Raw genomic sequence first — 17488 nt, 5'->3', positions numbered from 1 at the left:
ACCATAAAAGAGGCAATTAAGGGGTTTGTTTTAAAAATGCAAGACTTTTTTTAAAATTTGAAATGGGTTAAATGCATAAAGGTTTGTTAAATTTATCTAAAATAATTTCCCCGTCTATATTTTAAAAATATATTAAAATTTGATTGCCTTCGATTCCAATAAATGGCACCGGGCATTTGATATTAATATGATTACATTTTTTATTTAAAAATACCTTTCAAAAGGGGGGGGGCAATATTCATTAAAAAAATTGCTCCGTTCAACCTTAAATAAACGGAGCAATTTCAAAAATAACCTATGAGCAAATCAATGAATCCTTTCTTACAATTCGGCTCCTTCACGAAACTCGCGCATTCCCTGGCGTTTTCCGAATCTACCTTGTCGGTTTTTCTTCATCCTGGCATCGCCGCGTTTCCTTTTTTCTCCCTGGAAATGGCGTAACTCCTTTGCTTTTTCACGTTGTTCAGGAGTCAATACTTTTTTGATGGCCAGAGTGGTATTAATTTGTTGCGCCATTCTTTCTGCCTGCAATTTGCCTAACATCGAAATTTTCGCATCAACCTTTTTCTGGTCCGGTTCATCCCCGGCCACAAGCTCGTGTAGTTCAATTCGGGCTATTTTCAGCTTGGCATTTGTCTCGATGCTCTTTTTTTTGTTGTCCATGCGAAGCTGATGGATTTGTTCCTTTTGCTCATTGCTAAGATCGAGCCCTTCCATGAGCCGTGCTCCCCTTTGTTTCATTTCACCTTGTTGCGCTTGACGATGCCGCGGTTGTGCATTGCTTAAACTCGCACAAAAAATTAAGCAAACACCAAATATGATTATGGTTAAGCGTTTCATAGTTATGTCCTTTCATTTTGTGTGATTGGTTCTATTTTTGTTTTGCTCATTTAGATTTTCTCCATTCATTTCTAACGGCCGCAACTATTATACAACCAGGGACTTTAAAACTTTCAAATAAATGTGACTAAAACCGTTTTGCAGGGTTAAAGCTATAAGAAAGAGGGATAGAATTCGTAGTAAAACCCCTAAATTATCCAAAATTGGAATATCAAATGGAAAGATTTCCTGTTAAGATTTATCATTTCGAAATATCGTGGGAAAGCGGCTTGAGTACCAACCAAGGATACCGGATCAAGTAATTTACTATAGGTGGCTTTGGTTGTTTGTTCATCCTAATCTCGCCGGGTATCTCTTGCCACTCAAAAGGCAAATGTTCGATGCCGCCGGGTTTATCCATCTCCAATATCGCCAACATGCTCTTCTTACTCATCTCCCCGATGCAAGCACTTACCCACACAATACTATCTCAATTCCGCAGGAGCCGTTTTAGATTAATCCACAATCCGAGGGCGCACCCGAAAACACGAAGTACCGAATAAATCTCTTCTTTAAGTTCGATTGCTGTAGGCTTGTGCAAATCCCTGTTCCTTCATGCCGACAGGTGGAACATGGCGTGATTGATGGAGTGATTTCCGGGGACTGATTGGTGGTTAGCAAATCCAATTGACATAGTGGAAATAGCCTCACATGGCAAGGGCGTTCTAATCTTCGAGCCATGTGGGGCAACCTATAAAGTCTAAAGAAAAGGAGCGTTTCAGAGGGTTGAATTCTGCGAAATTCAAGCCATCTTGATTGCAATTGCAGGAGTCACGCGAGAATGGTTCAAATCATTAGTTTTTGAGTAATTCAATTCAATAATGCAAAATCTCGCGCGAAGTCGCAGAGAGCAAACTGCGATTTTGGATGTAGAAATTAGCTGTCTCGATACTAATCTATGCTAGATGCAATCAGCCAGTTGTTTCGTTAAAGGCGTTCAAGGAATTTCACGAGGCGATCAAGTTTGATCCAGGATTTAACCAGTCTCTTGGTAAACCCATTGCTGAAACGATGAATCTACGGTTTTAGCCTTGCGTCTGAATATTCAAGTTTGATTATTTTTTATTTGATTTCGATTCTCAGTAAGATCTTTGATTTCCAATCTCCTAATTATTCAATATTCTATCCTAATAGTTGCTTTATTACAATATTAAGATCAATTGCCATCTGTTTTTCAGGCGTCAAAATATCCAACTCCAGGTAAAATTCACAGCGGTCGATAATCTCACCCGCAGTCATCAATAACATTCAAACCCACAAACTAAATTTGCATGTTTGTATATTCTTTCAACTTTGGATGATCATATCATTTATTCTCATAGCCCCTGGATTGTGCCATACCGATTCCCATGGTCACTACTGGTATAATCAGGTATGTGATACCAATATCCGACATATACTCGCCAAATGTCATTAACATGGGCCCGCCAAACAACATCATTGGGGCATCAATTAAAATACTGATCAAAAACCAAATTACTCCAAGCAACGCCCCTTCCCTGAGAAAATTCGATTGAATGGATTTCATGTAGTTTAGCCCTAGTATCATTGCACTACAGGTTACTGTGACAGCCATAATCGATTCAAACCAAAGCTCTGTTGGAATCATGAATGAAAAATATAGCAATAGCTACGATGAATGGTATCAACCAAACCAAAAAACCAAAAAGGACAACTTTGCGCCAGGATTTCATAGCTTACCTCTTTAGTTAAGTTGCGGTTACTGGAACTCACAAAATAAATTGCTTAATCTTAAAACTAGAAGTTTCGCAATATAATGATAAAATGATAAAAGTTAAATTTTATTTATTTTCTTCCTTTTTTTCAATACTTTGTGCCTTGTGTCTATAAATTATGCAAGTTAATTTATTTTCCCAAATATTTTTTAAAAGCATTTCGCAAATGAGGTTCAATTTGAGATTGGATAGACTTGTTTGCATAACCGATCCAGGTGACATTTTCATCTACACTTAAATTCGAGCTTAATTGATTGCCGTTTTCGTCTGTAATGATTACTCCTAATTCTCGTGCAATAAGTTCTGTACAAACATCGTATGGATGGCAGCATAATCCGAGAGCTGATCCCTTGTCAGCTAAAATTGGTTCTATGAGTGGCCGAAAATCTGCAATAAATCGATCATGGCCGGCCATTAATTCATAAAACTGTCCGCCGGTGCAGATGTATTGGTCTTCAAAACAAAGAGCTTTGCCTTTATGGATGGGTCCTAAAGCTTTCCTGGTTATTTCCTCATCAATAGTGGAAAGAATATCCCGTGCCCCAGGAATAAAACGCGAAATGGTTGCAAATCCATGTTTAATCGTTGGTGCCTTTGAAGGTGCGAATTTAATAGAACAAACTTCTCCGGTCAATCGGTTAACCCGTTCAGCATGCGCTTCCCGGCCTTTGAAAGCCCATATCCTATCAGATAAATGCTGTTTAATCATTGGAATTTCCGTTTGAATTGCAAATTCAATATCCGAAAGTTTGGTTGAATTCCCCTTGTTTGGAGCAAGCCCGGTTAAAATCCAAGCGCTTCTCTTTTGGTACATTAAGCCGCGTGTGCCATCAATGGGGTCTATGATGATTCTCAGGACTGCCTCTTCTTCGGAACTGCTATCAGGTAAAGTTATTTTTCCACCAGGGAGTCCTTCCGCAATCAGTATGAGTGGAAAACTTTTAGCGATTTCTTTATCCAGGTAATCAATGATTAACTCTTCACTGATTTTATCGATTGTATAAATCGTATCCGCTGTGGTTTCCCGGGCGACTTTTGATAATTCATCCATTGAATTTTCTTCACAAGATTCAACGACTTTATCCCGGATAATCTCATGAAGTTTTCGAATGGGTGTGAGAAATTGCTCGAAATTAAGAGGCATTGATTTGGATTAACCTAGTTATTGAATAGTTTGAAGATAAGCAATAAAATAGAATTCATAATCAATAAATCAAGTTGTTTTAAAGTGGATACAGAAAGGATTGGAAAAAAATTGTTTTTTGAAGGGTGTTTTTATTTAACTAACAGCCCCCCAATGAAGGGCGATTATCTGGCTACTTGCGTTTAAGTGTATATACGTACGCCTCTACCGTGCTCTTGTCGCTGAGTATTGCCGTTGTTAAGACCCGCTCATAGCATTCACCCTCAAACTCATCGAGGCTCGCCCATTGCGTCGAGAGTTTATTCGAACTGAACAGAAAGCCATCAACTTCGTCACCTAACTTATCAAGCACTATCGCGGGATAACCTAACGTTGCGCCCCAACCCTCTGGAATCAGCGTTCCCCTCACCGAGGCTTTTTGCCAGGAACCACCGATTTCTTCCAGCAAATGCTCATTCGGCTTTCCTGGCGCCAAGGTTCCGTATACAAATAATCGTTGAATCATCTTAGTTCATTATTATACGCTTTATAGACTTCACTAACTAACGCCGCCTTCGCCAAGTTTTTCTAAAATCTAATATTGTGAAATTGTCTTGCCAATCATTATCGGTTCTCCTCAGCAGATAGTTTGCCTGTGAGATAATGTAGATGGAAAATTTATCATCATGTTGAAGTTCTCTCTTGGTTCCAATTATTTCTAAGAAATCGTGCATTTATCTCACAGGGTAAACGATATTGGATAGTATTAGTTGAAAAATTCAAAATCAATGATTTTCTTGACTTTGTTTGGAGATTTGGATGGATAGATAATTTTTCAGATTGTGGTACAGGTTTGCTGTTCGGGAAATTGATCAGTGAAACCGGCAATTTTTCGGATAAATTTTATCCTGGCATTACATTACTACCTTAAAAACGCCTCATGCAAGCCCCCATCCACGCTAATAATCTGACCGGTGGTTTTACTGAATTTATTGCTGATTAACAGACAGGCTACTTCTGCCTGATCTTCCATTGTGACCGGTGATTTAATTAGGGTTCGTTGAGCATAATATTTGGCCAACTTGTCGCGCAGTGTTTCAGTGGATTCCGTTTCTGAAAATGGAATTTCATATTTTACCAAAGAACTGATAACACGATCACGGGGAAACATATTGCTACCATGTAGGACAGTTGCCGGCGCAAGTCCGTTGACCCGAATATTGGGCGCCATTTCAATAGCCAATTCTCGCACCAGATGGTTGGCTGCCGCTTTGCTGACATCGTAGGCAATAGATCCTTCTTTAGAAATGGCGGCATTAACGCTGGTAGTAATTACCATGCTGCCTTTCAATCTTTGTGAATTCCAGATTTTCTGGGCTTCATCGGCAACGAAATAACAACCGATTACGTTGACGTCAAAGGTTTTACCCCACATCTCATCTGGTATGCTGCCTTCGTTTGAGGGTGGTACAAAAATGCCCGCAGTGATAATCACATGATCGATGCCGCCATAAGCAAGTATCGTATCCTTAAACAGTTTCCGGATACTTTCCCGGTTTGTGATATCTACGGATAAACCAATGGCTGGTCCGCAGGTGGAAATCCCGCTACCCGCAACTCCAATGCCCAATCCGTAAATATCGGTGAGTTCTTTTGCTGTTTGCACGGCTGCATCACCATCCAGATCTGCACAGACCACATGTGCGCCGTATTTGGCAACGCAATTCGCGGTGGCATTGCCTATACCACTTCCGGCCCCGATAACCACAACAACATCGTGCGCAAATTCTTTTGCCGGGGGCATCCGTTTCAATTTGGCTTCTTCGAGTAGCCAGTATTCGATGTCAAAAGCTTCCTGTCGTGGTAAAGCAACGTATTCGCTAATCGCTTCCGCGCCACGCATGACTTCCACGGCGCAATTGTAAAATTCGGCCGTCACCCGTGACTCACTTTTGTTCTTTCCCCAGGTGATCATGCCCAACCCAGGGATTAGTATCACGGTGGGGTTGGGATTTCGCATCAGGGGAGAGTCGGGATACTTGCAGGCTTTATAGTATGCAATATAATCTTCCCGATAACGAACTAAACCGGTATGGAATTGCTTTAACAGCTCGTCAACATTCTCAGTTGCGGGGTTCCAGTCGATATATAACGGTTTAATTTTTGTGCGTAAAAAATGATCCGGGCATGAGGTACCAATTTCCGCAAGCCTTTCCGCATCGTTACTATTAACAAACTGCAAAATGGCATCATCCGATTGGACCGTAGAAATAAACTTTTGCTCCTGTGACACCATTCCGCGCAAACGAGGTAACAATTTGAATAATAAATCTTCTCTCGTTGTGCTATTTAATACAGGGTATTTTTGACCGCCAAACGTCTGTTCTCCCCTGTCATTGGCTTCGATGTACCGAGCCGCTATTTCGATCAGTTCCAGGGTCAGTTCATAGCATTCTTTATGGTCATCGGACCAGTTGATCAGGCCGTGCTGCCCCATTACCAAACCCTTCAGTTGCGGATTCTCTCGACACGCCGCTTCGATCTTTATACCCAGGTCAAAGCCAGGACGCTGCCAGTCAATCCAGCCAACTGCATCGCCGTATATTTCCCGTGTTAATTGCTTCCCATCACGGGAGGCGGCAACGGCAATGACGGAGTTTGGGTGCATGTGATCGACATGCTTAAAAGGAACAAAGGCGTGCAAAGGCGTATCAATAGAACTGGCGCGGGGATTCAGGTTGAAAACCGTATGCGGATAAATGGCCACCATCTGATCCTCAATGGGACTTTTGACACCTTTAACCGCAGCCTGATCATAGATTCTTTTCAGGTTCTTTAATTTACTAAGGTAAAGAGAAGCAAAATTCGCCTTGGTAGACGTACGTAAATCTCCCCCGGAACCCTTTACCCATAACACTTCGATCTCTTCACCGGTAAGAGGATCTTTCATGGAAATTTTTGATGAGGTGTTACCGCCACAAGTATTGGTAATTCGCAGGTCGTCGCCCAGAATGTTTGAGCGATAAACCAGATGTTCAACCGCATCTAGCGCCTCTACCCGGGAGTCATCCCAGGCGTAATTCACATGTTGGAAATCGTTTCTATTAAAGTTTGACATTTCACACTCCAAATTGTATAGATAAGTCACATTTGATCCCAAACAACATTGCTTCACTTTTTTCCGACTTGGCTTTTAATTTACTTATGTTTGGCAATAATTTTTAAAAACCTCTCATAGGCCTTATCCCATTGGTCATGGTCATGACTAAAGTAATGCTTCAAAACGCCCATTTTTGCAATCAACTGTCGCGCTTCATGAATGTTACTAATTTCACCCAACGCAATGAGTTGCGTCAAGGCATTGCCAAGCACTGTTGCTTCATCGGGCCCGGCAACCACCGGCAAATGCGTGACATTAGCGGTCATCTGGCAGAGCAGTACGTTTTTTGATCCTCCCCCTACAATGTGAATGATGTTTACTTCACGTCCGGATATCTGCAGTATATCCGTTAAAACCTTCCTATAGGAGAATGCCAGGCTTTCCAGAACGCAGCGGATAATGGCTCCTTCGTTTTCGGGAATCGACTGCCCGGTTTCCTTGCAGAAGCTCTGAATGAGTTGAGGGTGATCCCCGGGTGGTAAAAACATCAGGTCATTGGGGTTGATGAAATGTTGTAATGGCAGCGCCTGGCTTGCTAAAGCCATAAGTTGTTGATAACTTAGTAACTTACCTTTTTTTGTAAAAGTATTGCGACATTGTTGGAAAATCCACAATCCCATTACATTTTTTAACAACCGAAACGTATTTTCTACACCACCCTCATTGGTCAAGTTCGCCTCAAGTGCTTCTGGACTGATAATCGGGTTTTCGATTTCGATACCCACAAGGCTCCAGGTACCACTGCTGATATAAGCATAATCCGGATTTTTAGCCGGAATGGCAGCGACCGCGCTACCAGTATCATGACAGGCCGGGGCAATTACGGGTATACCATGATATTTACCGAGTCGAGTGCCCGGCAATGTAATGGATGGGAAAATCGTTTCAGATATGGCCAACTTGTCAAGGACGGGTTTTGCCCAGTTACCAACTGTCGGATTATATAGCTGGGTGGTGGTGGCATTGGTAAATTCACAGGTTTTTACACCCGTTAGCCAAAAATTCAACAAATCCGGTATGGTAAGAAAGGTGTGAGCAAGCCGAAGTGACGCTGATCCATTCAAGACCATGCTATACAACTGATAAATGGTATTGATAGGCATGAACTGAATACCCGTTTGTTGGAAAATTTCTTCCCGGGATACCTTCCGGAAGGCTTTTTCCATTATGCCATCGGTGCGATGATCGCGGTAATGCACTGGAATACCCAACAGCTGATCGTGATTGTCCAGAAGAGCAAAATCTACACCCCACGTGTCTACCCCGATGCTGGCGGAGGACAGGTCTTTTGCTTTATCAATGCCGTCCTGGATATCCTGCCAGAGCTGTAAAATATTCCAATGCAAAGTATTGCGGATCATAATCGGGCGGTTTAAAAAACGATGCACCGAGGAGAGTTCCAGTCCATTATCGTTTAAATGAACAGCCATCACCCGACCAGACTTAGCGCCAAGGTCTATACCTAGAACAGAAATTGCTTTCAATGTGTGTTATTTCAGTGTGTTTTGGAAACGGAATTTAGTGATTTAACATTTGTAACTTTCAAGAAACTTGAGTGAGTGAGTGAGTGGTCCGAAACAAAGATATGACGTTAGCGGTCTGTCGGATACCCACCGCTGCCAGTTTCCGTACCGCGTTCTCGAGTAATTTTGTCTTCATAATCATCCATGCGATAAGCCTCAATCGGATCGGGATGCAATCCCATCTCTATTCTTACCTGAGCTAACAGGGGGCGCACATCCGTTTCAAAAGCTTCTGTATGTAAGCGATGGGCACCCAGAACATCGCCAGATTCCTGAGCAGCACGCAAGGCAGTGTAATTGACAATGAGCGCTTTGGCGTATGCCTGTTGGCAGTTCATAATACTGTAAATCATCGCTTCCAGTTTTGGTTCAATATTGTGGCTTTGATCGATCATGTAGGCTATGCTTGCCGCACGCTGTTCATTGACAACCAATTGTGTAAATATGTCAAAGAGCTCGTAAGGATTCTGTGTGCCCACAATAAGATCGTCGTCAGCATATTTCCGGGCGTTGAAATGAAAACCACCTAGTTTCCCTTCGCTCAATAAAAAGGCAACAATATGGCCAATATTGGTGCCCTGGGCATGATGACCGGTATCGACAAGGACTTCTGCTTGCTTACCGCATTTACAGGCCATCACATAGGCCATACCCCAGTCGGCAAGATCGCTATGGTAGAACGCCGGTTCAAAAAATTTATATTCAATGAGCATGCGGCTATTTGTGGGCAGGTTTGCATAGATGGTTCGCAGCCCTTCTTCCAGTCGCTCTTTACGAAGGGAAAGGTCATCTTGCCCGGCATAGTTGGTCCCATCCGCCAGCCAGATGCTTAAAATATCACTGCCGGTTGCTTTCATGATGTCGCAGCATTCCACCATGTGGGCAACGGCATGTTCACGCGACTTGGCAAAAGGACTGCACAGTGACCCCAGCTTGTATTGGTCATCTTGAAACACATTGGGATTGATCGCCCCGATGTTTAATCCCTTTTCCCTGGCAAATTTACCCAGGAACTGCCAGTCATCCGTTTTATCCCATGGAATATGAAGGGCAATTGAGGGCGCTATTCCAGTGAGCTTGTGCACGTATGCCGCATCAACTATTTTTTCATAGATATTTCGTGCGGCTCCAGGCCAGGCGAAAGTCTTGAACCGGGTGCCGCTGTTTCCGTATCCCCAGCTCGGGGTTTCGATTAGCTGAGCTTTCAGTTTGCTCTTTATAATTTCAATGTCTAATCCACTTTTCGCAAGGTCTTCTTGCAAATAGCGGTAATTGTCCGAAGTTTCCATAATTAATCTTGCCGGCTTTGTGTTTGGGAAATTAAAACTTCAATGCCTTTTTTCCGGAAAGCTTTTACTGCTTCCCTGGTTGTACTCACATCGGTAACGATGGGATTAATTCTTTCTGGAAAGGCAAAGGATGCCAGGCCGACCTGACTAAATTTACTGCCGTCAACAACAGCAATTAATTCTTTGGAACGTTTAATAATGGCTTTTTTAATATCCACTTCCATCATATAGGTATCTTGACGTTCATTCAGTATCATGGTCAACGTCTCATGAATCTATTTTCTTGCTTTATGAATTATAATCAAAGGAAATACTTTTTTCTATTGTTTTTAAATATTTACAATTACTTACAGGTTGAGTGCAAGATGAAAATGAGCAGCCTTGAGAGGCTCATTTTCATTGCCATATTTAACTTAATCAAAATAATTTTTAATTTTTTTGTAGAGATTATAGTTTCTAATGGTCCTAAATATATTAAAGGTATTACTGATGAAAAAAAGTTAATCTAGCAGCGCGCGAAAGTAAACTTTTTATATTTTTATCATTATATTATATGACTAAATCAGTTATTGCCCATTAGTAAAAAGTTGCAAGGAACTTTGTAATCAAGTGGATCCGATGAGGGGATAAATTCTATCCATCACGCCGCATCCCTTATACAATGGTTGCATAAACCACCCAAAATAGAAATTCTTTTAACTATCCCATTACTCTGGGATTTGTAACCCAATGAATCCTCTAAGCTATCCCTTAATGTGGCGTTTGAGTTATAATATTTTATGTATTGCCGCAAAATATTCACTATCTGCTTTTCACTGATGAGAAAAAATACTCTCGGATATATTCATCCCCTCAACGTTTCTCGGGATCGGAATTATTTGTGTGGTTGTTACGAAAAGGGATTGCTAATGTGCCGACTTGTTGATGTGATAAGCAACAAAAAATGCGAGTATATTTTATATTGGATTAAACACATCTGTCGATCTGAGGTTTTTCGGGGATTGTTCGGGAAAATAAAAATAAGTCAGGAAGTAAATAAGGGTGCCTTCAAATAACTAGAATCAAATAACATTCATCTTTGTAGTTTGGACAATCTCCTCTACTTTTTTTAGCTTCAGGATAATTCCAATATCATGACCCTCTCTGCCTATATTAATGAGACAAAAAGTTGAACGTTATTGTGCTTTTGTGATGATATTGCATTTTTACACAACCTCTTCATGTCGAGGTTATGGTATAACTTTTTATTTACTAACTGAATACGACATAGGCTTTAAATCATCAATCTCATTGTGTGGAAGGAATTATAATATTGAGGGTATACATAACCCCGGGTATTCCCACTTTGCAGAATTATCAGAAGGAAGCATTGATCCAAATAATAAAACCCCTGGCTGATATCCAACCAGGGGGTATAAAAGAAATTCTTTTAACTATACTTTTGAAACGTTAGTTGCTTGTAAGCCTTTAGGTCCACGTTCGACATCAAACTGGACTTTGTCTCCCTCTTCCAATGATTTATAACCCTCACTTACGATGGCATTAAAATGGACAAATACGTCTTCGCCCTCTTCTCGATTGATGAATCCATAACCCTTAGAGCTATTGAACCATTTTACTGTTCCTGTTTCCATATACTAAATCCTTACATTAATTTATTTTGACTTGTACAACTAAGTCTACAACTTTTACATCCCATGATCCATCAGATTTGCCATTTACCAATATATATGAATTTTGATTATATTCTATATGTGAAGCTTATTAAAAGGGCATTATTAGATTTGAACATATAAAAGCATAAAACAGGTGTACATATTACTTAGGCGCTTAACTTATATTTAATTCAATAAAAAAGCAACTATTAATTTCAATAAAATTCAACAACTGAAATATTTAATTATTGTTATGTTCTAGGTTCTCTGAAATATTCACAATCCAAGGGTTAAGATTGATTGGTTTTTCGCAAAAGCTTACCTTAATTTAAGTCAAATTGAATTTATAATATAAACTAACTTTTCAAAGATTATGTCAAATTATAAAACAAAATTAATATTTTTATTCTTAGTTTTTCTATCCGTTAATCTAATCCATTGTCAAAAAAGTCAAGACCCTGAAATTGGACTTCCTGTCGATGAGGAATCGTTTGTGAAGCTTTATGCTGAAATAATGATCATAAAAACGCTCTACCCAAGAGAAGAAGATTATACCTCAAGATTTATTCCATTGCTCAAAAAAAATAAAATTACCCTAGAAAAATACGAACTAATTCTTTCTTATTATCAGACGAATCCGGATAGATTTCTGGAATTTCTCGACAAAGTCAGCGCTGAGGTTGACAGTATGGCAAAGGAGAACAGGAAAGAAAACCCGGAAGAATTAGAACCATTCCCGGGTTGAAATTTCAGGTATTGCAACATCACCTGGATAAAGAACATCAAGCAAAACCTACGGTAAATGCCCTGGCTATTTTTACCGGCTTTTCAAAATCCAATGCATAGGGAATAAGCTCCAGTAAAATCAAGAAAATCATAACTCCTGCTGCAAACCCCATCAAAACGGTCATGAGCGGTTTGAAAAAACCAGGAAGCAATCCCAGCAGGAATAGCTGCCATTGGCTGTGGTAAGCTTGTGAAAAAAGTAGCTATAAACATTTCTTGATACTTGCTCAAGTGGATGGTAACAGCCAGTCCTTCGGTGATATTATGAATTCCGATCGCAACCAGCTATATAAGTTCCTAATTTCGTAGAGAGCACTTCTTCGGAAGCATATCCCACTCCCACGGCAACACTTCCTGTATGCTATGAACCATCCGAGCAATTTTTTTATCAATGGCTTACCGAGGAAAAGTATTTTAAATAAAAGAAAATGAGGGGTGAGACAAGAAAAAGGACATCAAAGCGATCGAATATACCACCATGTCCTGGCAGGATATTCGAGGTGTCTTTTACACCAGCATCCCGTTTAAATAACGATTCGACCAAATCACTCATTTGTCCAACAGTTCCGCAAATTACACCGATGACAGTAGCATCTAACCAACTCCATTCCGGTAAAAATAACATTTTGGATAAATACGCCACCATAAGCATGGAGATAAATCCTGCAATCGCACCCTCGATTGTTTTTTTTGGGCTGACTCTTGTCGCCAATTTATGTTTTCCTATGCTGCTTCCTACAAAATAAGCTATCGTATCCCCAATCCAAAAAATCGCCAATATAGTAATAGCCCAAATTCCGCCCTGGTTATAGTCAATATTCAAATCAAGGGGTAATTGGCGGATCCCAACAAAAAAACTTAGCAGCATTCCTAAATATCCGACAGCAAAAAAATTAACGGAGAGATTTTGAATCTGCGACCCCCTGGTTTCCCATAATTGTAAAATGCTGATGAGAACCAGATAAACACTGATGATAGGTATAAAATATTCGCCGCGAGAAAAATACATGTCATATAAAAGTAGCAAACCGGCTATAATAGAAATTAATAAATTGGGAACGACACCCTTATTTTTAGATAGCTCAAAGAATTCCCTTAACGATAGGACAAATATCGCCGCAATGAATATAAGGAAAGGCCAGTTTCCAAAATATACACAACACAAAACAATAGGCGCCCCGACAATTGTAACGAGGACTCGAGATTTAAGCTGTGCAAATGCCATTTTGATTTTCTTTTAGAGGGTTCCGATTAATTCCGTGATAGATTCTAATTTGTTTTCTTCGCAATACTGATGTAGATCATCAACCAGTTTTTCGCTGATTTTCGGCTCAATATAATTTGCGGTCCCTATTTGAACCGCAGAGGCCCCCGCCAATAGAAATTCAACGACGTCGGTTACTGTAAAAATACCTCCGATTCCTATGATGGGTATTGAAACGACCTGGCTAAGGGCATAGACCTTTGCTAGAGCTAACGGCTTTAGTGCTGGTCCAGAGAATCCACCGGTTATGGTTCCCAAAACCGCTTTTCTTTTTTTTGTGTTAATTGCCATCCCGATAAACGTGTTTATTGCAGAAATGATGTCCGCTCCACCTTCTTGCGCTGCAAGCCCCAATTCACCGATATCTGATACTTCCGGAGTCAATTTGATAATCAGCGGTTTATTCGTCAATTCCCGTAATGCCGACGTAATTCGATGTACTTGTCTGGGATCTTTGCCAAAAGTCCTACCACCTTCCTTTACGTTTGGACATGACAGATTTATTTCATATGCATCAATTCCATTATTAACAGTTTCTAATTTTGTGAGGACAATTAAGTATTCATCAAGGCTCTCACCTGCAATATTGACGATAACCTTGCATTCCAAGGTTTGGAGAAATGGCATTTTATCCTGAATAAATAAATCTACGCCAACGTTGGCCAAACCAATTGAATTGAGCATGGCTCCTGTAACTTCTACCACACGATGAGGTGGATTTCCGGGGCGAGGATTGGGAGTAAGAGATTTTGTAACGATTCCTCCTAGTCTGTCAAGATTGATAAATTCTGCAAATTCTTTTCCGTAACCAAAAGTCCCTGAAGCGGTTAAAATTGGATTTTCTAATTCTAATGGCCCCAGTTTAACAGTCAATTTACTCAAACTTTATTTCACCCAAATTAAAAACAGGACCGTCGATACATGACAAATAATAGCCGGATCCGTCGGATTTTGGCATGGGACAACCGACACAAACTCCGAAGCCGCATGCCATGTGTGTTTCGACAGAAAACTGGGCTTTTATATTTTGAGATAAGCAAATTTTTTCGATAGATTCCATCATTTGATTGGGTCCGCAAGCCAATAATGTCGAATTTTTAAGACTACTATTTTCGGCGATCAATTTATTTAGCACTTGCGCAACATCACCTTGAATACCAAAGCTGCCATCATCAGTTGAAATTAACAGTTGGTTCACAAAGGGCATAATTTCATCTCCACAACAGTATTCATTTTTTGAACGAAAACCCTGGATGAAGTTTATGGAGATGCCATTTCCAGCCAGCTCCTCAGCCAAAAACACTAATGGTGCAATTCCAATTCCACCCCCAATAAGAATAGCGCTTTGAATTTCATTGCTATTAAATCCATTCCCTAAAGGACCAAATAAACCAAAAAATTCTCCTTTTTTTACAGTCGAGAATCCCAAAGTGCCCTTCCCTACCACTTTTAGCAAAAATTCGATCCATCCCTCTTGACGGTTGCATTTGTAAATGCTCATTGGCCGTCTTAGGAGGGGGTCGTACAAATCTGACATTTTTAGGTTAACAAATTGTCCGGGTAGACAAATTTGTGCAATTTCCGGACAAAAAAAACGAAGAGTAAAATAAGAATCGTTAAGCCATTCTTTTTCAATTAATTCCGAATGATAGACATAATTTTTACTCAAAGAAGTTGCTCCGGCTGAACCTTCTTTTTCGGATTGGATTTTTTATCGTCTTTTTTCTTTAAGTTCTTTTTTCGTGGATCGGTTTCTATTTTTGGATTTTTTTCAGCCTCGTTTTTATTTTTAAAGCGTGTTTTTTTTATTCTTGGATCTATATCATCTAATTCTTCTATCTTTTTTGATTCCGAATCAATTTCTTCAATTTTTAAATTGGTTGTGTCCTCTTCAGTAGATTCCGAATCAATTCCCTCAATTTTTAAATTGGTTGTGTCTTCTTCTGCAGATTCCGAAGCTATTTGCTCAGCGGCTTCTTTACGTTTTCTTTCTTCTTCTTTTTTAGCTATTTTTAATGCATTAAGTTTAATTTTAACTTGCTTAGTCAGCTCAGAATCCGGATAACGTTCTATCAACTGCTCGTAAATTTCCAATGCTTTATCATTATTAGACAGTTTCCATTCATTAATCCATGCAATAGCATAAACCGCCTTAGGGGCGAATTCAGATTCTTTGTAATCTTCCGATATGCGGTAATATAACTTTAAGGAAGAATCCACATCATTCATTTTGAATAATTGGTCTTCAGCCTGGGTAAAAAGTAATTCAACTACATCCAACTTTTTCTCTGGTACTTCTTTTCCAAGAATCTTGCTGGCTTCATCTGAATACTTTGTATTAGGATATTTATCTATGATAGTTTGGAATAGGGAATTGGCAAGATCTTTAGCCCCTTTTCTCTGTTGCAACGATGAACGCATGAATAACCAATGAGGCGCTTGTTGATTATCATCAAAGTTAATCGATAAGAATTCATAATGGCCTAAAGCAGAATCCGGCTGATCGAATTGAAAAAGAAACAGTTCTGCCAATTTGTTATGGGTTGATATTAATTTATTTTCAAGTTGATTAAAATTCTTTGGAACTGATACTTTCTTCTTTTTAACAATATTCGTATTTGGCGCTTGTTTTTTACTACCCTCTACAACGTTAATATTTTTATCATCCTTTTTCAGTTGATTGATTTTTTCTTTTTCATCCATTCTTGATAAAATTTCCTGGGACAAAAAATCCTCCATCTCCGAAGACTTCGTTGAATCATTACTGGCATCCTGTTTTATCGAGTCTGAATTCACTTGCGCCTGGTTTTGTGCAAGGGCCTTTTGTAATGCAAATTCATCCGATTCATCCTGTTCATTTACAATGTATTCACCTATCGTATCAGTATTTGTAAAATCAAATGAATAATAAGCAGTTTCCAAAATTTCAATTTCAAACTTAATCTGATCCCACTCGGTGACATTTTTCAGCCATAACTTAACACTATCAGTTACAGCATTTCGTTTATTTTTTTTCTTAGCCGCTTCGAAATAAACCTTTGCCTGTTGTAAATCATTGTCCTTCTTGATAAACATTTTACCAAGTTCAAAAAGTGCGCTGACGGCAAATTCTGATTTTGGAAAATCCACAACTATTTCCTCAAGAGTAATCTTAGCTTTGTCCCATTCTTCTCTTTCGATGTATGTGTTCGCTATTTCAAGCCTGACATTGGCCATTTCATTCCGGGTAAGCGCTCCTTTGGTCATTGCATCAAAAACCAATAATGTTTGATCGTATTCCTTAAGTTGCCGCAATATTTTTGCATAGGTCAACTCGACTAAATACTTCTGTTCCAACTCCGGTTTTAAGTCCAATGCACGACGTAAAACTTGGGCAGCCTTGTTGTAATCTAGAAGCTTTATGTATGCTTCACTTGCTTTAGACAGCGCTGTGACTTTGTCAGATTTTTTACTGACTTTATCAATTGTGTCTGTAAATTCTTTTATTGCAGCAGGATAATCTTCTTTATTGAAATATAACTCACCAAGTAAAAACCGTGCTTCACCAGAAATATTTTTATCAACTTTTTGAGAAACCAATTCATTCAGAACGGTTAATGCAGTTTCGTATTCTTTAAGCTCAATGAGGGTTTTTCCCAACCATAATTTTGATTTGGAAGCAAGTTTACCTTCCGGAAAAATTGTAATTAACTCATCGAACTTACGACGGGCTTTAAGATATTCGTAGGTATGATAAAAGGATCGTCCGATTAAAAAAAGCGCATCATCCACGTATTTACTTTTAGCATGAAATTGTAAAACTTTAGATCCCTTTTCAATCGCTCTTTCATACTCCGGGATCTTAGACCTATTCAACCTTCTGTTCTGATTTCCCGAAACTTGTGCACTTTTCTCTCGCTCAATCCGTTTTTTTTCTGCCTGATTAAAAAATTTCTTTGCATTGTAATAGGTGTTAAAATAAGCGCCACAACCCATTATTAGCATTAGAGAGAGTAATGTACTCAGAAATCCAACTTTAAAATCCCTATTAGGAAATGAAAAAGAAATTTTTAATTTCATAAAAACCATTCCGG

At 39.6% G+C, this 17488-nt stretch carries 15 protein-coding genes; 1 reads left to right on the top strand and 14 read right to left on the bottom strand.

What is annotated here, in order from left to right; all coding sequences use genetic code 11:
* Nucleotides 1–321: 321 nt before the first annotated feature.
* From IIC38_06355 to IIC38_06310, 10 genes are all read right to left on the bottom strand, one after another.
* Entirely contained in the window at nt 322–840 is a 519-nt protein-coding gene (locus IIC38_06355) for a Spy/CpxP family protein refolding chaperone (GenBank protein MCH8125568.1), read from the bottom strand.
* 241 nt (nt 841–1081) lie between these two features.
* Nucleotides 1082–1273, bottom strand: coding sequence for a hypothetical protein (locus IIC38_06350; protein MCH8125567.1), 192 nt, complete (start codon nt 1271–1273; stop codon nt 1082–1084).
* A gap of 912 nt (nt 1274–2185) precedes the next feature.
* On the bottom strand, nt 2186–2455 hold the full coding sequence (locus IIC38_06345; protein MCH8125566.1) for a hypothetical protein: 270 nt from the start codon (nt 2453–2455) through the stop codon (nt 2186–2188).
* Nucleotides 2456–2745: 290 nt separating this feature from the next.
* On the bottom strand, nt 2746–3759 hold the full coding sequence (locus tag IIC38_06340; GenBank protein MCH8125565.1) for an inositol monophosphatase: 1014 nt from the start codon (nt 3757–3759) through the stop codon (nt 2746–2748).
* Between the two features lie 172 nt (nt 3760–3931).
* Nucleotides 3932–4261 carry a gamma-glutamylcyclotransferase gene (locus IIC38_06335; GenBank protein MCH8125564.1) on the bottom strand — a complete coding sequence of 110 codons (330 nt, stop codon included), beginning with the start codon at nt 4259–4261 and terminating at the stop codon, nt 3932–3934.
* 399 nt (nt 4262–4660) lie between these two features.
* Nucleotides 4661–6856 carry a bifunctional rhamnulose-1-phosphate aldolase/short-chain dehydrogenase gene (locus IIC38_06330; GenBank protein ID MCH8125563.1) on the bottom strand — a complete coding sequence of 732 codons (2196 nt, stop codon included), beginning with the start codon at nt 6854–6856 and terminating at the stop codon, nt 4661–4663.
* A gap of 80 nt (nt 6857–6936) precedes the next feature.
* A complete protein-coding gene (locus IIC38_06325) occupies nt 6937–8328 on the bottom strand; it encodes a rhamnulokinase (protein ID MCH8125562.1) in 1392 nt (463 codons plus the stop codon).
* Nucleotides 8329–8489: 161 nt separating this feature from the next.
* Nucleotides 8490–9710 (bottom strand): L-rhamnose isomerase, encoded by a 1221-nt coding sequence (gene rhaI / locus IIC38_06320; protein ID MCH8125561.1) that lies wholly within the window; start codon nt 9708–9710, stop codon nt 8490–8492.
* A 2-nt stretch (nt 9711–9712) separates the two neighbouring features.
* Nucleotides 9713–9967 carry a DeoR/GlpR transcriptional regulator gene (locus tag IIC38_06315; protein ID MCH8125560.1) on the bottom strand — a complete coding sequence of 85 codons (255 nt, stop codon included), beginning with the start codon at nt 9965–9967 and terminating at the stop codon, nt 9713–9715.
* Between the two features lie 1176 nt (nt 9968–11143).
* On the bottom strand, nt 11144–11344 hold the full coding sequence (locus IIC38_06310; protein MCH8125559.1) for a cold-shock protein: 201 nt from the start codon (nt 11342–11344) through the stop codon (nt 11144–11146).
* Nucleotides 11345–11858: 514 nt separating this feature from the next.
* Between IIC38_06310 and IIC38_06305 the strand changes: the two genes are divergently transcribed.
* Nucleotides 11859–12110, top strand: coding sequence for a hypothetical protein (locus IIC38_06305; protein MCH8125558.1), 252 nt, complete (start codon nt 11859–11861; stop codon nt 12108–12110).
* A 429-nt stretch (nt 12111–12539) separates the two neighbouring features.
* Here the strand turns inward: IIC38_06305 and IIC38_06300 are convergent, their stop codons facing one another.
* Genes IIC38_06300 through IIC38_06285 form a run of 4 tightly spaced genes read right to left on the bottom strand, consistent with a single transcriptional unit; the run spans nt 12540 to nt 17474 of the window.
* Entirely contained in the window at nt 12540–13376 is an 837-nt protein-coding gene (locus IIC38_06300; protein MCH8125557.1) for a phosphatidate cytidylyltransferase, read from the bottom strand.
* Nucleotides 13377–13388: 12 nt separating this feature from the next.
* Nucleotides 13389–14297 carry a dihydroorotate dehydrogenase gene (locus IIC38_06295; GenBank protein ID MCH8125556.1) on the bottom strand — a complete coding sequence of 303 codons (909 nt, stop codon included), beginning with the start codon at nt 14295–14297 and terminating at the stop codon, nt 13389–13391.
* Nucleotides 14290–15084, bottom strand: a complete 795-nt coding sequence (locus IIC38_06290; protein MCH8125555.1) for a dihydroorotate dehydrogenase electron transfer subunit — start codon at nt 15082–15084, stop codon at nt 14290–14292. Before IIC38_06290 ends, IIC38_06295 begins: the two co-directional genes overlap by 8 nt.
* The gene (locus IIC38_06285) at nt 15081–17474 is read right to left on the bottom strand and encodes a tetratricopeptide repeat protein (GenBank protein MCH8125554.1); all 2394 of its coding nucleotides are present in this window, start codon (nt 17472–17474) and stop codon (nt 15081–15083) included. Before IIC38_06285 ends, IIC38_06290 begins: the two co-directional genes overlap by 4 nt.
* Between the last annotated feature and the right edge of the window lie 14 nt (nt 17475–17488).

The sequence above is a fragment of the candidate division KSB1 bacterium genome (assembly GCA_022566355.1).
Taxonomy (GTDB): domain Bacteria; phylum Zhuqueibacterota; class JdFR-76; order JdFR-76; family DREG01; genus JADFJB01.
The sequence above is the reverse complement of the archived record's forward strand: the minus strand, read 5'-3'. Positions and strand labels throughout refer to the sequence as shown.

Coding starts and splice junctions, on each gene's coding strand:
- IIC38_06285 (MCH8125554.1), bottom strand. CDS start 17,474: ATGAAATTAAAAATTTCTTTTTCATTTCCTAATAGGGATTTTAAAGTT.
- IIC38_06345 (MCH8125566.1), bottom strand. CDS start 2,455: ATGGCTGTCACAGTAACCTGTAGTGCAATGATACTAGGGCTAAACTAC.
- IIC38_06330 (MCH8125563.1), bottom strand. CDS start 6,856: ATGTCAAACTTTAATAGAAACGATTTCCAACATGTGAATTACGCCTGG.
- IIC38_06310 (MCH8125559.1), bottom strand. CDS start 11,344: ATGGAAACAGGAACAGTAAAATGGTTCAATAGCTCTAAGGGTTATGGA.
- IIC38_06355 (MCH8125568.1), bottom strand. CDS start 840: ATGAAACGCTTAACCATAATCATATTTGGTGTTTGCTTAATTTTTTGT.
- IIC38_06340 (MCH8125565.1), bottom strand. CDS start 3,759: ATGCCTCTTAATTTCGAGCAATTTCTCACACCCATTCGAAAACTTCAT.
- IIC38_06300 (MCH8125557.1), bottom strand. CDS start 13,376: ATGGCATTTGCACAGCTTAAATCTCGAGTCCTCGTTACAATTGTCGGG.
- IIC38_06325 (MCH8125562.1), bottom strand. CDS start 8,328: ATGGCTGTTCATTTAAACGATAATGGACTGGAACTCTCCTCGGTGCAT.
- IIC38_06315 (MCH8125560.1), bottom strand. CDS start 9,967: ATGATACTGAATGAACGTCAAGATACCTATATGATGGAAGTGGATATT.
- rhaI (MCH8125561.1), bottom strand. CDS start 9,710: ATGGAAACTTCGGACAATTACCGCTATTTGCAAGAAGACCTTGCGAAA.
- IIC38_06350 (MCH8125567.1), bottom strand. CDS start 1,273: ATGAGTAAGAAGAGCATGTTGGCGATATTGGAGATGGATAAACCCGGC.